A 15,984-nucleotide genomic window follows, 5' to 3' on the forward strand; every position below is an offset into this window, starting at 1 on the left:
CGGGCCAGATTTCGCGGCCCGACCGACAGGAGGAGAGGGATGCCGTCCGCTCGCCGTAGGGCGTATCGTACCGTCGCGGCCTTCGTGGTCGCGCCGATGATGCCGGCGGTGATCCTGGCGGGGGTGGTGCTGGCTGCCGGCGGCAATGCGCAGACGCTGGGCTATGCGGCCTTTGCCGCCTACGTCGCCTATCCGTTTGCCTTGCTGGTCGGCCTGCCGGCTTTCCTCGTCATGCGCCGCAAAGGCTGGGATGGGTGGCGCGCCTATGCGATGGCCGGGATCGCGCTGGGCTTCGTTTTCCTGGGCCTGTTTGCCGGGCTGGCGGGCTTCGAGGGCAATGCGGCCGATCCTGCCTGGCTGAACCTGCTGGCCAATCTCGCCTTTCTGTTGCCGTTCGTGCTGGTCTGCGCGCTGAGTTCCGCGATGGTTTTCTGGTGGGTCGCGCGCCCCGACCTCCAGCGGCCTTGATCCGCGCGTCGGCCCGGCTCGGTCGTTTCCAAGGCTTCGGCGGTCTCATGGCGTCATGAGAAGATGTCCGTCGCTTCGTGACAGGCGCGGACGCTAACCTCAGCTTCCCTGCAACGGTGAGGTGCACGATGCCCCGTGTCAGCGAGATTGAAGAGGATCGCGGCGATCCGACCCTCAAGGCCGTCTTCGAGCGTCAGCGCGAGACGTTCGGCGGCCTGCTCAATCCGACCAAGGTGATGGCGCACTGTCCGCCGATCCTGAAGGCGGCCGGCATGCTGGGCCAGTCGATCGAACAGTCGGGCCTTCTGCCCAAAGGATTGCCGGCACTGCTCTACGTGCGCGTCGCGACCATCAACGGCTGCCCGTTTTGAATTGATATCAATTCCGGCCGTGTGCTGGAGACGACGGAAGGCGGGATGGAGAAGCTGGCCGAGGTCACGACCTGGCGTGACAGCACGCTCTTCTCGGAGGCCGAGCGGCTGGCGCTCGAATATGCCGAACGCATCACCTACACCGATCGCAAGGTCGACGATGCACTCGTCGACCAGCTCAAGACGCACTTCAGCGAGGCGCAGATCGTCGAGCTGACCGCGGCGATTGCGATGGAGAATTTCCGCTCGAAGTTCAATCCCGCGTTGGGCATCGAGGCACAGGGCTTCTGCATGGTGCCCAAACGCGGTTAGACTGACGGCAAGAATAGAAGCCGGAGGAAGCGATGACCGAGCCCGTCCGCTACAGGGATCGCACGAGGGACTATTATCGCGCGCTCGGCTACCCGTCCGACTATGTCTGGTCGAGTTTCGACGACGTGCCCTTCGCGCCGCTCGCCAAGCCCTTGTCCCAGGCGAGGATCGGTCTCGTCACCACGGCCAGTCCGCCCGATCTCGGCAATCGCGATGCGTCCGGCACGCGGCAGGTCTGGTCGAACGCGGTCTCGCCGGCGCCGGCCAAGCTCTTCACCGACAACCTCGCATGGGACAAGGAATCGACTCATACCGGCGACCGGGCCAGCTTCCTGCCGATCGAGGCCGTTCAGCAAAGCGCGGCAGAGGGGCTGGTCGGCGGGGTGGCGGCGCGTTTCCATGGCGTGCCCACCGAATACAGCCAGCGCAAGACGATGGAGATCGATGCGCCGCAGATCCTCGAGCGATTGCGCGCCGACGGCGCCGACGTGGCTCTGCTCTCGCCGCTTTGACCCGTCTGCCACCAAACCGTGAGTTTGGTCGCCCGCCATCTCGAAGCCAACGGGATGCCGACAGTGATCGTCGGCTCCGCCCTCGATATCGTCGAGTATTGCGGCGTGCCGCGCTTCCTGTTCACGGATTTCCCGCTGGGCAATCCATGCGGCCCGCCGGGACGGCGAGACCTGCAGCGCACGATCGCGGGGCAGGCGCTGGGGCTCTTGCGCGATGCCGACGCGCCGCGCGCCACGCGGCGGTCGGATGTGCTCTGGCCATCCGACGACGACTGGCGCCCGCGCTACGGGCGCGTGAAGCCCGAGGATGTCGAGCGCCTCAGGGCCGTGGGCGAGGAGAGGCGGCGCACACAGGCCAAGGCACGGACGCCCGGCTGAAGCGGCCCGCGGCCGCTACTCCATCTGGATGTTGAGCTTCTTCAGGGTCGTGCCCCAGAAGGCATGCTCGTCGGCGACGAACTTGGCGAACTGGGCACGGGTTCGATCGGGCGGCATCTCCAGGCCGTCGCGGGCGAGGGCCTCTTCCCACTTCGGGTTCTTCATCGCCTCCTTGGCGGCCTTGTCGATCTTGTCGAGGATGTCCGGCGGCGTCTTGGCCGGGGCGAACAGGCCCTGCCAGCTGGTGACGACGACGTCGATCCCCTGTTCCTTCAAGGTCGGCACGTCCGGCAGCGACTTGATGCGCTTGTTGCCGGTCACCGCCAGCGCCTTGAGGTTGCCGCCCTTGACCTGGGAGACCGCCGGCGGCAGCGACGAGAAGTTCATGGTGATCTGACCGCTGATCACGTCGGCCACGGCCGGGCCGGTGCCCTTGTAGGGGACATGGGTGAGCTTGACGCCGGCGGCTTCCGCGAACAGCGCGCCCGCCAGGTGATTGTTGCCGCCCACGCCCGACGACGAATAGGTCAGCTTCTCCGGATCCTTCTTCGCGAGGGCCACCAGTTCGGCCGCATTCTTGGCCGGTACCGAGTTACCCACCACCAGGACGTACTGGTAGTCCGTGATCTGGCAGATCGGGGCGAGGCTCGCGAGCGTGTCGATCATGCCCTTCTGGACGTGCGGGTTGATGATCACGTTCGTGCCGACGGCGACGAAAATGGTCTGGCCATCCGGCTTGGCGTTGGCGACGGCACGCAGGCCGATCGAGCCGGCGGCGCCGCCCTTGTTATCGATGATGATCTGCTGGCCGATCACCGGCGTCATGACATTCGCCAGTTCACGCGCGTTGATGTCGGTGCTGCCGCCCGCGGCATAGCCGACGACGAAGGTCACCGGACCGGCCGGCCAGGTGGCCTGGGCGCGCGCGGCGGACGGCAGCAGCAGGGACGAGCCGCCGAGAGCCAGCGCATGGCGGCGAGTGATGGGAAACATGTTCTTCCTCCTGTAGCGCGCGCGGTTGATCCGCGCCTCGCAACCTCAGTTTGCCGGGACCTTGAAGCCAATTCCGTCGAGCGGCAAGCGGGGCTCAGTTCTTTCCCGCGACGTACTTGCCGGCGCCGTCACCGGCGAGTTTGCCCAGCACGGCGCCCGAGACCAGGCCCGTGCCGCCGGGATAGTTGTGGTAGAACAACCCGCCCACGAGCTCGCCCGCGGCAAACAGGCCCGGGATCGCGTGGCCGTCGGTGTTCTCCACCTCGCCCTCGTTGCTGATCTTCAGACCGCCGAAGGTGAAGGTGAGGCCGCAGGTCACGGCATAGGCTTCGAACGGACCCTGGTCGATCGTGTTGGCCCAGTTGGTCTTCGGCACGGCGAGGCCCCGCGTGCCGCGACCGTCCTTGATCGCCGGGTTGAATGGCACCTCGGTCATGACGGCCGCGTTCCATTCCTTGATGGTCTTCAGGAACTGCTGCTCGTCGACGCCTTCCAGCTTCTTGGCGAGCTCCTCGATCGTGTCGGCGCGGACCTTGGTCATGCGCTTGATGCGGTACTCGTCGCGCAGCTTGTCGAGCACCTTCGAGTCGAATATCTGCCAGGCAAACTGCTGCGGCTGGGCCAGGATCACGGCGCCGTACTTGGCGTAGGTGTAGTTGCGGAAGTCGGCGCCCTCGTCGACGAAGCGCAGGCCGTTGGCGTTCACCATGATGCCGAGCGGGTAGGAGTGCTTCTGGAAGTTGTCGCCGACATCGAGGTCGCCGAACTCCGGCGCGTTCATGTCCCAGCCGACGGCGTGGCCGCCCGACCAGTTGCCGTGAGGTTTGGCGCCGATCGCCAGCGCCATGTTGATGCCGGCGCCGGTGTTGAAGCGCGTGCCGCGGACCTTGGCGAGATCCCAGGTCGGTCCGAGATAGCGCGTGCGCATCTCGGCGTTGCTCTCGAAGCCGCCGCAGGCCAGCACGACCGCCTTAGCGCCGATTTTCACCTTGCGGCCCTTGTGGCGAGCGATGACGCCGCGCACGACACCGTCTTCCTCGATCAGCGACACCGCCGCCGTCTCGTAATGGATCGGAATGCCGGCCTTCACGGCGGCCTTGTGCTCGAGATCGACGAGGCCCGGTCCGCCGCCCCAGGCCTCGACCGCGAGGCCGCCCCAGAACTTGTACTTGCCGTTCACCTTGAAGGCCTGACGGCCGTAGGAGGGCTGGAAGCGCACGCCCTTGGAGCGCATCCACTTCATGGTCTCGAAGGAGCGGCCGATCAGGATGTCGGTGAGCTCAGGGTCGCAGCGATAGTTGGTCACCCGGCCCATGTCGTCGAGATACTGGTCGGCGGTGTAGCTGCCGAAATCGACGTCCCGCTTCTCGTCCTCGGTGAGGTCGTAGAGCTGCACCAGGTCGTCGACGCCGTGGAAGACCACGCGCATGGCGCCGGCCGTATAGGTGCTGTTGCCGCCGCGCTCGGCCTCGGGGGCCGCCTCCAGCATGGCCACAGAGGCGCCCGTCTCGCGCGCCGCCAGAGCCGCACACGCCGCGGCATTGCCCGCACCCACCACCAACACATCGACCTGAAAATCGTCCACGCCTCGCTCCTCGATTTCGGCACCAAATTTGCGATACAATAGGCGCAATGGGTGATCGTTTCGACCGTCTTGCGGCCCGACATGCGAATGTAGAGGTCCTGCTACGCCGTCCCGGCATCGGGCACAACAACGGCCCGACCTTCGACATGTCGTGGGGCGCCTGGGTGTGGCGCCGTGCCGCCGCCAAGGCGTGGAAGTCGCCCAGTCCGGAAGTCGCGAAAATGCGCGTCCGGCGGGCGGAACGTCTCGGGATCACCTACAAGGAATTGACCGCCTCGCTGATGAACACCGGGGCCAACCTGGGGGCCGCGGTGCTGCCACTGTCGCTCGCGGCCCGGGTTCGCCGTGGGCCCAACCGGGAAATCATCGTCGAAGCCCGCAATTCGGTGGCCGCGCTGGTCGCGAAGTTCGGCGGTCGGCTGTTCCTGCTGGGCGACATCGATGCCGTGCCGGCCCTCACCGACGAGGAGCGTGCCCAGTTCTTGTCAATCGTCAACCGAGCCTTCGACGGCAAGGTCGAGGCGATCGGCTGGGGCCATGACGGCAGGGCGATCCGCACGATGCTCAAGGCGAATGCCGTCCCGCATCAGGAGACATTCCTGGTGGGCGCCGGCGTGGGTCATCAGGTGGTGGGCGAGGCGGCGGGCCTGCCATTCACCAAGGATATCGACACGTGGCTCGCCCCGGCGGGGTGAGGTATCTGATGGGGCATGACCTCATCGTTTGAACCGCCCCTCAAGGGCGTCCGCGTCGTCGAGCTCACCCACACGATCCTGGGACCGTCCTGCGGCATGATCCTGGCCGACCTCGGCGCCGAGGTGATCAAGGTCGAGCCGGTCGATGGCGACCGGACGCGCAAACTGCGCGGCTTCGGCGCCGGCTTCTTCGGCTACTTCAATCGCAACAAGAAGAGCCTGGCGCTCGACGCCGATTCACCGGAGGGCCGCAAGGTGCTGGTGAAGCTGCTCGAAAAGGCCGATGTGCTGATCGAGAACTTTGCGCCGGGCTCGATGGCCAAGCGCAAGCTCGGGCCCGCGGACCTGGAGAAGATCAACCCGCGTCTCGTCTACTGCGCACTGAAGGGCTTCCTGCCCGGCCCCTACGAGAAGCGGCCGGCGCTCGATGAGGTCGTGCAGATGATGGGCGGGCTCGCCTACATGACCGGCCCCAGCGGCCGGCCGCTGCGCGCCGGAACCTCGGTGATCGACATCGTCGGCGGCATGTTCGGCGCTTTCGGCACGGTGCTGGCTCTGAAGCAGCGCGACCGTACGGGGAAGGGCGGGCTGGTCGAGAGCGCGCTGTTCGAATCGGTCGTGTTTCTGATGGGCCAGCATCTCGCGATCACCGCGATCAATGGCGCCGCACCGCCACCGATGCCGGAGCGGGTGAGCTCCTGGGCAGTCTACGAGATCTTCAACACGGCCGACGATCTGCAGGTCTTCGTTGGCATCACCAGTGACGGCCAGTGGAAGCGCTTCTGCGAGTTCTTCAAGCAGCCGGAACTTGCGGCCGATCCGAAGCTCGCCACCAACAACCTGCGCATCGAGGCGCGGCCCTGGCTGGTGCCGAAGGTTGCCGAGGTGTTCAAGGCCTATACCAAGGATGCGCTCGAGCAGATGTGCCTCGAAGCGGACATCTCCTTCGCGCCGGTCGCGCGGCCGCAGGACCTGTTCGACCATCCGCACCTCCTGGCGAACGGCTCGCTCGCACCGACCACCCTGTCCGGCGGCGTGCAGACCCGGCTGCCGTTGTTGCCCTTCCAGATGATGGGATGGCGGCCGCCGCTTGTCTCCAATCCGCCGGAGATCGGCCAGCACAATGACGAGGTGCTGGCGGAGATCGGCTATGACGCAGCGGGCATCGCCGGGCTGAAGACGGCCGGGCTGCTCGGACCGAAGTAGACGCCGTGCCGTGCGGGCGTTGACGCGGCTTGAGGTTGCCGACCAGTTGCGCACGCTCGGCGTGCGCGCTGGCGGCGTGCTGCTGGTGCATACGTCGTTTCGGGCCGTCCGGCCGATCGAAGGCGGGCCGCTCGGTCTGATCGACGCGCTGCGCCTCGCGCTCGGGCCTGATGGCACGCTGGTCATGCCGTCCTGGACCGGCGACGACGAAGCACCGTTCGATCCGGCGACGACAGCGGCTGCGGAGGATCTCGGAGCGACGGCCGATCTGTTCTGGCGGCTCCCGGGTGTCGTGCGCTCCGATCATCTGCAGGCCTTCGCCGCCGTCGGACCGCGCGCCGGAGCGGTCGTGGTGACGCCGCTGCCGCTGCCGCCGCACGTTCCGGACAGTCCGGTGGGCCGAGTCCACGATCTCGACGGCCAGGTTCTGCTGCTGGGAGTCGGGCACGAGGCCGATACATCGCTGCATCTCGCCGAACTTATTGCCGACGTGCCGTACGGTATCCCGCGGCACTGCTCGGTGATGCAGGACGGACGGCGCGTTCGGATCGACTATCTGGAGAACGATCATTGCTGTCAGCGATTTGCACTGGCCGACGACTGGCTGCGGGCGAGGGCATTGCAGGCGGAGGGGCCGGTCGGCCATGGCACAGCGCGCCTCGCGCGTGCCCGCGATATCGTTGGTCTCGCGGTCGAAGCCATGCGGCGGCAACCCACGATCTTCCTGCACGGGCCGGGACAAGGCTGTGCGGAGTGCGACGAGGCGCGCTGCGGGGGCATGAGAGAGCCTGTCCCGATGCGGGGATAACCCACAAGGAACATATCTAGAACTTGTGTCAAGAACATTAGTTCTTTCAGGGGGTTATTTGTTCCGTTGCGAGATGGAACAAAATGGGTACAGTGGCGCTACTGGATGACCAGACCCTTTGCGGACTTATCCGCATTGCCGCTCCTGACAGGGGCATGGGAAGAAGGAGAGAGCCAATGTCGGCGATGCTCAAGGTGGTCGAAAAAGAAGGCATGGAAAGCAAGAACAAGGCGCTGGACGCCGCTCTCGCCCAGATCGAGCGCGCCTTCGGCAAGGGTTCCATCATGAAGCTGGGCCAGCGCGAGGCGCTGGAGATCGAGGCGATCTCGACCGGCTCGCTGGGCCTCGATATCGCGCTGGGAATCGGCGGCCTGCCCAAAGGCCGCATCGTCGAAATCTACGGGCCGGAAAGCTCGGGCAAGACGACGCTCGCGCTGCACGTGATTGCCGAGGCGCAGAAGAAGGGCGGTTCCTGCGCCTTCGTCGACGCCGAGCATGCGCTCGATCCGGGCTATGCCAAGAAGCTGGGTGTCGACATCGGCAACCTGCTGATCTCGCAGCCCGACGCCGGCGAGCAGGCGCTCGAAATTGCCGACACGCTGGTGCGTTCCGGCGCCATCGACGTGCTGGTGATCGATTCGGTCGCGGCCCTCGTGCCGCGCGCCGAACTCGAAGGCGAGATGGGTGACTCCCTGCCGGGTCTGCATGCCCGCCTGATGAGCCAGGCGCTGCGCAAGCTCACCGCCTCGATCTCGAAGTCCAACACGCTGGTGATCTTCATCAACCAGATTCGCATGAAGATCGGCGTCATGTTCGGCAGCCCCGAGACGACGACGGGCGGCAACGCGCTGAAGTTCTACGCCTCGGTCCGCCTCGACATCCGCCGTATCGGCGCGCTGAAGGACAAGGACGAGGTCGTGGGCAATGCCACGCGCGTCAAGGTCGTGAAGAACAAGGTGGCGCCGCCGTTCAAGGTCGTCGAATTCGACATCATGTATGGCGAGGGCGTGTCCAAGAATGGCGAGCTGATCGATCTCGGCGAGAAAGCCGGCGTCGTCGAGAAGTCGGGCTCCTGGTACTCCTACGACGGCACCCGCATCGGCCAGGGCCGCGAGAACGCCAAGAATTACCTCCGCGAGCACCCCGAAGTCGCCAACGCGATCGAGAACAAGGTGCGTGCCAACGCCGGCATCCTCGCCAACGCCCTGATGGAGGGCGGCAAGGAAGACGACGACGACGAATAGCGGACCCTGATCCCCTGTCTCCGGGTCCCTAAGGGCGGTACCGCACCCCACGCGCGGTACCGCCCATTTTCTTTGGGCGCCCCTGGCGTCCAAAAAAATGGCGGGGCAAGCGCAGAACAGCCATGAGTGGTGCAGCACACCCTCAAGATTTCCGCGACATCCCCTTCAGGAACCGCTGGACCCATTCCGGACCTGTGCGCCGGGCACCCGCCTTGGGCCGGCGTTTCGCCCAATCCATCAGCAGCGCCAGCGGAAACCAGTCCTCGCGCTCGTCTTGCAGGCCGCGGGCGGCCAGCGAGACCTTGGGCACGGGCACCGGTGTCACGCCTTCCTGCCCGGGCCCAGCACAGAGTTCCGCGGGCGAGGTGACGAGATATTCCCGGCAGACCAGTGGCCGGTCGGGATGGATGGAGCAGCTCTCCTCCTCGAGGAAGGGGCAGGGGATGCCCAGCGCGAAATAGGCGGTCGACAGCTCGCGGTCGGGGCGGCCCTTGCGCTCCTTGAGGTCGGCGGCGGCGAGGGCGGCTTCGGCGGCGGCGAATCGGCCTTCCAGCACGGCGCGCCGTTCCGCGGGCAGGGCCGCGACCGTCGACAGTAGCCGTTCAGCCTCCGTGCGCGAGACCGGCACGAGCTGGCGGCAGCAGGCGCCGCAGCCCTTGCGGCAGGAGATGGCCTTGCCGGCCTCGGCGGCGGCGACCACGACGTTCACCAGCCCCTGCAGGGCGGGCACGACCTCGGCCGCGCTCACCGGGCCGGTCGGTACGGTGATCGGATGGACGATCCGGAGCTCGCCCACGGAGAGGCGAAGAGTGGCGGTAGAATGGGCCTCGGCGGCCATTTCCCCTGGGTTCCCTGTTCTGGACTTGACGGGCTGGCGCACGCTACAAGGCCGGCATGCAAAGCGTCAGCGAAATCCGTCGTACCTTCCTAGAGTACTTCCGCAAGAACGGCCACGAAGTCGTTGAGTCGAGCCCCCTGGTGCCGCGCAACGACCCGACGCTGATGTTCACGAACGCCGGCATGGTGCAGTTCAAGAATGTCTTCACGGGCCTGGAGACGCGCTCCTATTCGCGCGCTTCGACCTCGCAGAAGTGCGTTCGCGCCGGCGGCAAGCACAACGATCTCGAGAACGTGGGCTACACGGCCCGTCACCACACCTTCTTCGAGATGCTGGGCAATTTCTCGTTCGGCGACTATTTCAAGGAACACGCGATCGAGCTGGCCTGGAACCTTCTCACGAAGGACTACGGTCTGCCCAAGGAGAAGCTGCTGGTCACGGTGTTCCACACCGACGACGAGGCGGCGGGCCACTGGAAGAAGATCGCGGGCCTGTCCGACGACAAGATCATCCGCATCCCGACCTCGGACAATTTCTGGGCGATGGGCGACACTGGCCCCTGCGGCCCCTGCTCGGAAATCTTCTACGACCATGGCGAGGGCATCCCCGGCGGCCCGCCCGGCAGTCCCGACCAGGACGGCGACCGGTTCATCGAGATCTGGAACCTGGTCTTCATGCAGTTCGAGCAGGTGACCAAGGAAGAGCGCGTCGCGCTGCCCAAGCCTTCGATCGATACCGGCATGGGCCTGGAGCGTCTCGCGGCCGTCCTGCAGCACAAGCACAACAACTACGACATCGACCTGTTCCGCGCCCTGATCGAGGCGGTGGCGCACGAGACCGGCGTCGATCCCGACGGCAAGCAGAGCGCCTCGCACAAGGTCATCGCCGACCACCTGCGTGCGACATCGTTCCTGATCGCCGACGGCGTGCTGCCGTCGAACGAGGGCCGCGGCTACGTGCTGCGCCGCATCATGCGCCGCGCGATGCGCCACGCCCACATCCTGGGCGCGCAGGACCCCGTGGTCTTCAAGCTGGTGCCGACGCTGGTGCGCGAGATGGGCGATGCCTATCCCGAACTGTCGCGCGCCCAGCCGCTGATCACCGAGACGCTGAAGCTCGAGGAGACTCGCTTCAAGAAGACGCTGGGTACCGGCCTCAAGCTGCTCGAGGACGAGACCCGCGAGCTGACCGCCGGCGGCACGCTGAAGGGCGAGGTCGCGTTCAAGCTCTACGACACGTTCGGCTTCCCGCTCGACCTCACGCAGGACGTGCTGCGCGCGCGCGACATCAAGGTCGACACGGATGGCTTCGAGAAGTCGATGGACGAGCAGCGCGCCAAGGCGCGGGCGGCCTGGGCCGGCTCCGGCGAGACCGCCGACCAGGCGATCTGGTTCGACGTGCGCCAGAAGGCCGGCGCCACCGAGTTCCTGGGCTACGACACCGAGCGCGCCGAGGGCCAGATCAAGGCGATCCTGCTCGACGGCAAGGAAGTCCAGTCGCTGAAGGCCGGCCAGACCGGCTGGATCGTGACCAACCAGACGCCGTTCTATGCCGAGTCGGGCGGCCAGCAGGGCGATGCCGGCCGTCTGGCGAGCGGCGCCAACGAGGCGTCGGTCGCCGACGTCCAGAAGATGGTGGGCGATCTCCACGCCCATCACACCACGGTCGAGAAAGGTGAACTCAAGGTCGGCGACGATCTCGTGATGACCATCGACCCGGTCCGCCGCGCCCAGCTGCGCGCCCATCATTCGGCGACCCATCTGCTGCACGAGGCGCTGCGCCGCCATCTCGGCAAGCACGTCACGCAGAAGGGCTCGCTGGTGGCACCCGACCGGCTGCGCTTCGACATCAGCCACACCAAGGCGGTCTCGCCCGAGGAACTGCGCCGCATCGAGGACGAGGTGAACGACCGCATCCGCCACAATTCGGCGGTCGAGACGCGCCTCATGACTCCGGACGAGGCGATCGCCGCCGGCGCCATGGCGCTGTTCGGCGAGAAGTACGGCGACGAGGTCCGCGTGCTCACCATGGGCGGCGATGCCGACGTTCCCGGCGGCGAGAAATATTCGGTCGAGCTGTGCGGCGGCACGCATGCACGGCGCACCGGCGATATCGGCCTGTTCAAGATCGTGGGCGAGGGCGCGGTCGCGGCCGGCGTCCGCCGCATCGAGGCGCTGGCCGGCAATGCGGCCGAGGCGTTCGTCCGCCATCAGGCCGATCTGCTGGCCGAGGCCGCGGCGACGTTGAAGGTGCGGCCCGAGGACCTGCCGGCGCGCCTGGCGGCGTTGGTCGAGGGCCAGAAGAGGATCGAGCGCGAGCTGTCGGATGCGCGCAAGGCGCTGGCCCTGGCCGGCGGCGGCGCAGGCGGCGGGTCCGCGGCCGACGAGGTGCGCGATGTCGGCGGGATCAAGCTGATTGGCCGGGTGCTGAACGGCGTGCCGGGCAAGGACCTCAAGGGCATGGCCGACGAGTTCAAGAAGAAGCTGGGCTCGGGCGTGGTGGCGCTGATCGGCGTCGAGGACGGCAAGGCCTCGGCGGTGGTCGGCGTCACCGAGGATCTCGCCAAGACCCATAGCGCGGTCGAACTCGTGAAGGCGGGCGTGGCGGCGCTGGGCGGCAAGGGCGGCGGCGGCCGTCCCGACATGGCGCAGGGCGGCGGTCCCGACGGGGCCAAGGCGTCCGAGGCGCTGAAGGCCATCGAGGCGGCGCTGGCCGGGACCCCATGAAGCTTGCGATCGCCCTCGTTCTGGCGGCGGCGGCGATGTCGGCCTGCGCGCCCCGGGACTTTAGCAAGGAAGGCGCCGACGCCGAACAGTTCACCAAGGACCAGTCGCAGTGCCGGACCCAGGTGCGGGCGATGACCCAGCAGGAACGCAATATCGACGATCAGCGTCGTGCGGTGTTCTCGGGCGAACGCGAGCGCTTCGGCCAGCAGGAGCTTTACTCCGACATGGCGAACCAGGGGTACAAGTACAATTTCGATCGCCTGATGGCGCGCTGCATGGAGGCCCGCGGCTGGGCGCCGAAGCAGAACGGGCCGATCCCCATGCCCAAGCTTTCCTGGTGAGATGAGCGTCCTCGACGTTTTTCTGCTCTACCTGGCCTGCGGCGCGGCGACCTTTCCCCTGACGATCATGCTCGTACGGGGCGCCGTGTCGGTGGCCGCGCCTTCGCGTGCGACGCCTGCCTTTCATCGCCGGCTGGACAGCGCCATGGGCTGGTCTATCACCACCTGGATCCTGGCCGTCTTCGTCTTCTATGTGATTGCCCTGATGATCGAGCGGCAGAAGCCCTGCGAGGATCAGCGGACCAACCAGCTCACCTACGAGTGCAAGAAATTCCTGGGCGCGATCAAGTAGCCCGGCGATAGCGCGCCGCCAGCGTCCAGAGCCCGCGCGCGGCGAACTCGACCAGCGCGCCGAACAGCACCAGGATGAAGGCGTTCACCGGCACTGCATACATTTGGCTGGGCAAGGCCAGGATCGCCTGGGCGAGGAAGAGGCCGAGAAAGGCGAGCGATACCGCCTCGATCTCCAGGCCCTCGGGCAAACCCACCCGCCGCCATGCGCCGAACCAGGCCGCCGCCAGCAGATGGGCGAGACCGATGGCGAGCACGAGCCCGAAAGGCGGGCCCGGCTGCAGCGTCGGCACGGAAAGCAGGCGCACCGCCTTTTCCCAGTAGAGGCGCGCGACCTCGAGCGGATCCTCGGCGATGCGTCCGAGATAGAGCCGCCACATCATGCGGAAGTACTCGGGCGAGCAGAAGACGAGGCCGGCCTTGTTGGCGAGGTCCTCGCCATAGTCGTCGTCGTAGCGGATGCCCCATTTGTTCTCGACGAAGCCCAGGCCGAGATAGAGCGTGTGCGACAGGCCGTGCGTCTGCAGCCGTTCGGCGGGCGCCATCGGCAGCGCGGCGTCCCGCGCCATCGTCACCCATTTCGGGGCGAGCAGGGCGCCTGTGGCGAGCACCAGGACCAAGCCCAGGCGCGGCACGGCGCGAAGGCTCCGCGGCGCGCGCAGCGCCGTCGCGGCGACCGCGATCAGAGTGAGCGCGAAGCCCATCAGGCCGATCGATTCGCGGACCAGGGTCGCCAGCGCCAGCGCCACGATCCCACCCGCGATCCAGGCGGCGTTGCGGCGGGTGGCGATCGCCAGCGGCAGGAGGCCGGCCAGGCTCACCATGCCGATGAAGGCCCAGTGCGGCGAGGTGCCCATCCATCCCAGGAACTCGGCCGGCCCCAGGGCCAGCAGCACGAGCGACGTGATCCACGCCCGCAGCGAGAACAGCAGGGCGGCGAGCGCCACGAGGCCCACCAGATTGAGGAGCGCATTCAGCCGCGCCACGTCGACCAGGGTGGCGCGCTCGCCGGTGACGGCGGCCCAGGCGCTGAGCAGCAGGGCATGGCCGGGATCGTCGGCGATGGCCCGCTCGGAGATCGGGATCAGGCGGTCGTTTTCGCACACCGCCAGCCAGGCGCCGCGCGACACCGTGCAGTCGGTACTGTCGAGCCAGACGTTCGTGGCCCGCCAGTCGGACGGCATGATGTCGGTGAGATAGCCGTAGCGGCGGACATCCTCGAAGGTCCGCTGGAACGGGCCCATCACCAGTCCCGCCACGCAAAATGCGAAGGCGAGCCACCTCAACGCCGATGCCATCCGGTCTCCCGTTCTGCAGCGAACCGAGTTCGCCCGCCGCGAACATCCCCGAGCCGCGCGTGAATGCCAAGCCATGTCGCGCTACTATCGCCCCATGACAGTCAAACCGCTTCTGGCGGTCCTCGCCCTCCTGACGCTCTTGACCGGCTGCGAGACGCGGGCGGAACGCGAGGCTGCGTTCGACGGTCAGCTGCGGGCCATGGCCGGCGCGCCGGAGGCCGGGCTGCTGAACAGCATGGGCCGCATTCCCGACAACAGCTACCAGCTCGAGGACGGCAGCAAGATTCTCCAATGGCGCTGGGATACGTCGTACATCGATCCCGGCATGCCGCCGATGTACCAGCGCTTCGGCGGCTGGGGATGGGGCTGGGGCGGAGGCCTCTGGATCCCGATGGGCGGCTTCCCGCCGACCCTCGTGCGCCAGGGCTGCATCGTCGAATGGACGATGGTCTCAGGCTCGGCGCAAGGCTATCGCTGGCAGGGCGCGGGCTGCCAGAAGGTCACGCCATGAAAAATGCCGGCCGGTCGCCCCTCTTGAGGCATCCGGCCGGCATCGTCAGCGCCGTGTCTTACCAGTAGGTCGGGACCCCGTAATACTTGTCGACCTGGCGGCCGTAGTCGGGCGTCCAGCTGAAATCCTCCGCTTCGTCGAAGGTCGGCGCGCCTTCGAGGACCTTCCGGTCGAGGGCCACCACGTAGCCGCCCTGGCGCTCGTCGTACTTCAGCGTAGACCACGGCAGCGGATGATGCTTCTCGCCGATGCCGAGGAAGCCGCCGAACGACATGACGGCATAGATGGCGCGGCCGCTCACCTTGTCGATCATGATGTCCTCGACGGTGCCGAGCTTGTCGCCCTGCAGATTGTAGACGTCCGTGCCGGTGACGCGCTCGGCGGCGATCAGGTTCTTCGGAGTCAGGGTCAGGTCGGTCATTGCTCTCTCCTGCTTGGGGAAGGGTCGCCTGAAGAACGCGGGCCTTCCCGGCCAGTTGCGGAGGTCGCAAAGACTTCACATTGCCGCCGCCTAGTCCGTCGTCTTGCGCAGCCTGTCGCCGACCGCGGCGATCATCGCTTCGAGGGAGACGTCCTTCACGTTCGCAGCACGGGGCAGGGCGCGATACCTTTGGCGCCCGAATTCCGTGAGGCGCGGGACGCCGGCATCGATCTCGACCAGCGACAGGGATGTCAGGCGCATGAGGTCGCGCGCGGCGAGGTCCTTCATCGGCGAGATGCCGAGTGCGACCCGGCGCAACGTCACTTCCTCGTTTGGACTGAGTGGAGCATCCAGGCTGCGTGACATCGTCTTCCCCTCGCACAACTAGAGGCCCATTCACGTCCGCAGGGCAAGATCAACTGGCCGCATCTCCGGTGCGGTTTGTCTCCTGGATGTTAACTAGCTGACGGAAGCGGCGAGGGTATGACGCCTCCTGTGACTTTGCTGCGACCTCGCGCGCAACTTCAGGCGCGCGTGTGCGCATGGAAGACCTTGCTGTCGATCCGCCAACCGTCCTCGCGCCGGACCATCACGAAGAAGTCCGTGTAGCGCGTGCCGCGCCAGTCGAGCGCCTCGAGCCTGGCCGTCGCGGCCCCGCCGGCTGCGTCGATGGCGACGATCCGCGCCTGCAGGCCGGGCGCCGGCCCGCCCTTGGCGACGGCTGCGCAGAATTCCTCCAGGCTCCACGTCACGGGCTTGCCGCCATAACTTCCGCTCACGCGGGCGCCCTCGGCGAAGGCCGAGCGCAGCCGGGCGATGTCGCCCGTTCGCGCCCCGTCGATGTAGCGGTGGAGCGTCTCTGCGATGGCGCCGGGGATGGCGAAGCTCGCGATTTCAGTCGGCTCGGTCATGCTGTCCTCTTGGGGAACGAGGTCAGTTTCCGTCGATCGCCGTTGGCATGTCCTTGCTTTCATGGCTCATGGAAG

The 15,984-nt window shown here is 66.9% G+C and carries 20 protein-coding genes; 13 read left to right on the forward strand and 7 right to left on the reverse strand.

Annotated elements, in window-relative coordinates; translation table 11 throughout:
* Window positions 1-39: 39 nt before the first annotated feature.
* The 5 genes from ACP15H_RS05345 (at window position 40) to ACP15H_RS05365 (ending at window position 2,041) form a co-directional block, all read left to right on the forward strand.
* A complete protein-coding gene (locus ACP15H_RS05345; RefSeq protein WP_425065173.1) occupies window positions 40-468 on the forward strand; it encodes a hypothetical protein in 429 nt (142 codons plus the stop codon).
* A gap of 128 nt (window positions 469-596) precedes the next feature.
* Complete coding sequence (locus ACP15H_RS05350; protein ID WP_425065174.1) at window positions 597-839, forward strand: hypothetical protein; 243 nt, start codon at window positions 597-599, stop codon at window positions 837-839.
* 45 nt (window positions 840-884) lie between these two features.
* On the forward strand, window positions 885-1,151 hold the full coding sequence (locus tag ACP15H_RS05355; protein ID WP_425065175.1) for a carboxymuconolactone decarboxylase family protein: 267 nt from the start codon (window positions 885-887) through the stop codon (window positions 1,149-1,151).
* 32 nt (window positions 1,152-1,183) lie between these two features.
* Entirely contained in the window at window positions 1,184-1,663 is a 480-nt protein-coding gene (locus ACP15H_RS05360) for a hypothetical protein (protein WP_425065176.1), read from the forward strand.
* An 18-nt stretch (window positions 1,664-1,681) separates the two neighbouring features.
* The gene (locus tag ACP15H_RS05365; RefSeq protein ID WP_425065177.1) at window positions 1,682-2,041 is read left to right on the forward strand and encodes a hypothetical protein; all 360 of its coding nucleotides are present in this window, start codon (window positions 1,682-1,684) and stop codon (window positions 2,039-2,041) included.
* Window positions 2,042-2,056: 15 nt separating this feature from the next.
* Here ACP15H_RS05365 and ACP15H_RS05370 read toward each other — a convergent pair whose 3' ends face one another.
* Both ACP15H_RS05370 and tcuA read right to left on the reverse strand, forming a co-directional pair.
* Entirely contained in the window at window positions 2,057-3,034 is a 978-nt protein-coding gene (locus ACP15H_RS05370; RefSeq protein ID WP_425065178.1) for a Bug family tripartite tricarboxylate transporter substrate binding protein, read from the reverse strand.
* Between the two features lie 94 nt (window positions 3,035-3,128).
* On the reverse strand, window positions 3,129-4,619 hold the full coding sequence (gene tcuA / locus ACP15H_RS05375; protein ID WP_425065179.1) for an FAD-dependent tricarballylate dehydrogenase TcuA: 1,491 nt from the start codon (window positions 4,617-4,619) through the stop codon (window positions 3,129-3,131).
* Between the two features lie 47 nt (window positions 4,620-4,666).
* Between tcuA and ACP15H_RS05380 the strand changes: the two genes are divergently transcribed.
* The 4 genes from ACP15H_RS05380 to recA all read left to right on the forward strand — a co-directional run bounded on the left by ACP15H_RS05380 (window position 4,667) and on the right by recA (window position 8,572).
* Window positions 4,667-5,314, forward strand: coding sequence for a hypothetical protein (locus ACP15H_RS05380; RefSeq protein ID WP_425065180.1), 648 nt, complete (start codon window positions 4,667-4,669; stop codon window positions 5,312-5,314).
* Between the two features lie 15 nt (window positions 5,315-5,329).
* The gene (locus tag ACP15H_RS05385) at window positions 5,330-6,520 is read left to right on the forward strand and encodes a CaiB/BaiF CoA transferase family protein (protein ID WP_425065181.1); all 1,191 of its coding nucleotides are present in this window, start codon (window positions 5,330-5,332) and stop codon (window positions 6,518-6,520) included.
* A gap of 10 nt (window positions 6,521-6,530) precedes the next feature.
* Window positions 6,531-7,328, forward strand: coding sequence for an AAC(3)-IV family aminoglycoside N-acetyltransferase (gene aac(3)-IV, locus ACP15H_RS05390; RefSeq protein ID WP_425065182.1), 798 nt, complete (start codon window positions 6,531-6,533; stop codon window positions 7,326-7,328).
* A gap of 176 nt (window positions 7,329-7,504) precedes the next feature.
* The gene (gene recA / locus ACP15H_RS05395; protein WP_425065183.1) at window positions 7,505-8,572 is read left to right on the forward strand and encodes a recombinase RecA; all 1,068 of its coding nucleotides are present in this window, start codon (window positions 7,505-7,507) and stop codon (window positions 8,570-8,572) included.
* A 142-nt stretch (window positions 8,573-8,714) separates the two neighbouring features.
* Here the strand turns inward: recA and ACP15H_RS05400 are convergent, their stop codons facing one another.
* A complete protein-coding gene (locus tag ACP15H_RS05400) occupies window positions 8,715-9,410 on the reverse strand; it encodes a YkgJ family cysteine cluster protein (protein ID WP_425065184.1) in 696 nt (231 codons plus the stop codon).
* A gap of 56 nt (window positions 9,411-9,466) precedes the next feature.
* On the opposite strand from ACP15H_RS05400, the gene alaS reads away from it, so the two are divergent.
* The 3 genes from alaS to ACP15H_RS05415 are packed head-to-tail and all read left to right on the forward strand — an operon-like array spanning window position 9,467 to window position 12,769.
* Window positions 9,467-12,136, forward strand: coding sequence for an alanine--tRNA ligase (gene alaS / locus ACP15H_RS05405; RefSeq protein ID WP_425065185.1), 2,670 nt, complete (start codon window positions 9,467-9,469; stop codon window positions 12,134-12,136).
* Window positions 12,133-12,477 carry a hypothetical protein gene (locus ACP15H_RS05410; protein ID WP_425065186.1) on the forward strand — a complete coding sequence of 115 codons (345 nt, stop codon included), beginning with the start codon at window positions 12,133-12,135 and terminating at the stop codon, window positions 12,475-12,477. The genes alaS and ACP15H_RS05410 overlap by 4 nt, the downstream gene beginning before the upstream one ends.
* A 1-nt stretch (window position 12,478) precedes the next feature.
* A complete protein-coding gene (locus tag ACP15H_RS05415; RefSeq protein ID WP_425065187.1) occupies window positions 12,479-12,769 on the forward strand; it encodes a hypothetical protein in 291 nt (96 codons plus the stop codon).
* Here ACP15H_RS05415 and ACP15H_RS05420 read toward each other — a convergent pair.
* On the reverse strand, window positions 12,762-14,066 hold the full coding sequence (locus tag ACP15H_RS05420; RefSeq protein ID WP_425065188.1) for a hypothetical protein: 1,305 nt from the start codon (window positions 14,064-14,066) through the stop codon (window positions 12,762-12,764). The genes ACP15H_RS05415 and ACP15H_RS05420 overlap by 8 nt on opposite strands.
* Before the next feature lie 94 nt (window positions 14,067-14,160).
* Between ACP15H_RS05420 and ACP15H_RS05425 the strand changes: the two genes are divergently transcribed.
* A complete protein-coding gene (locus tag ACP15H_RS05425; protein WP_425065189.1) occupies window positions 14,161-14,577 on the forward strand; it encodes a hypothetical protein in 417 nt (138 codons plus the stop codon).
* Window positions 14,578-14,635: 58 nt separating this feature from the next.
* On the opposite strand, the gene ACP15H_RS05430 is transcribed toward ACP15H_RS05425, so the two are convergent.
* From ACP15H_RS05430 to ACP15H_RS05440, 3 genes are all read right to left on the reverse strand, one after another.
* On the reverse strand, window positions 14,636-14,998 hold the full coding sequence (locus tag ACP15H_RS05430; protein ID WP_425065190.1) for a PRC-barrel domain-containing protein: 363 nt from the start codon (window positions 14,996-14,998) through the stop codon (window positions 14,636-14,638).
* 90 nt (window positions 14,999-15,088) lie between these two features.
* Entirely contained in the window at window positions 15,089-15,364 is a 276-nt protein-coding gene (locus ACP15H_RS05435; protein ID WP_425065191.1) for a hypothetical protein, read from the reverse strand.
* A 158-nt stretch (window positions 15,365-15,522) separates the two neighbouring features.
* The gene (locus tag ACP15H_RS05440; protein WP_425065192.1) at window positions 15,523-15,909 is read right to left on the reverse strand and encodes a nuclear transport factor 2 family protein; all 387 of its coding nucleotides are present in this window, start codon (window positions 15,907-15,909) and stop codon (window positions 15,523-15,525) included.
* Window positions 15,910-15,984 lie beyond the last annotated feature (75 nt).

It is taken from the genome of Reyranella sp., assembly GCF_965249915.1.
GTDB lineage: Bacteria > Pseudomonadota > Alphaproteobacteria > Reyranellales > Reyranellaceae > Reyranella.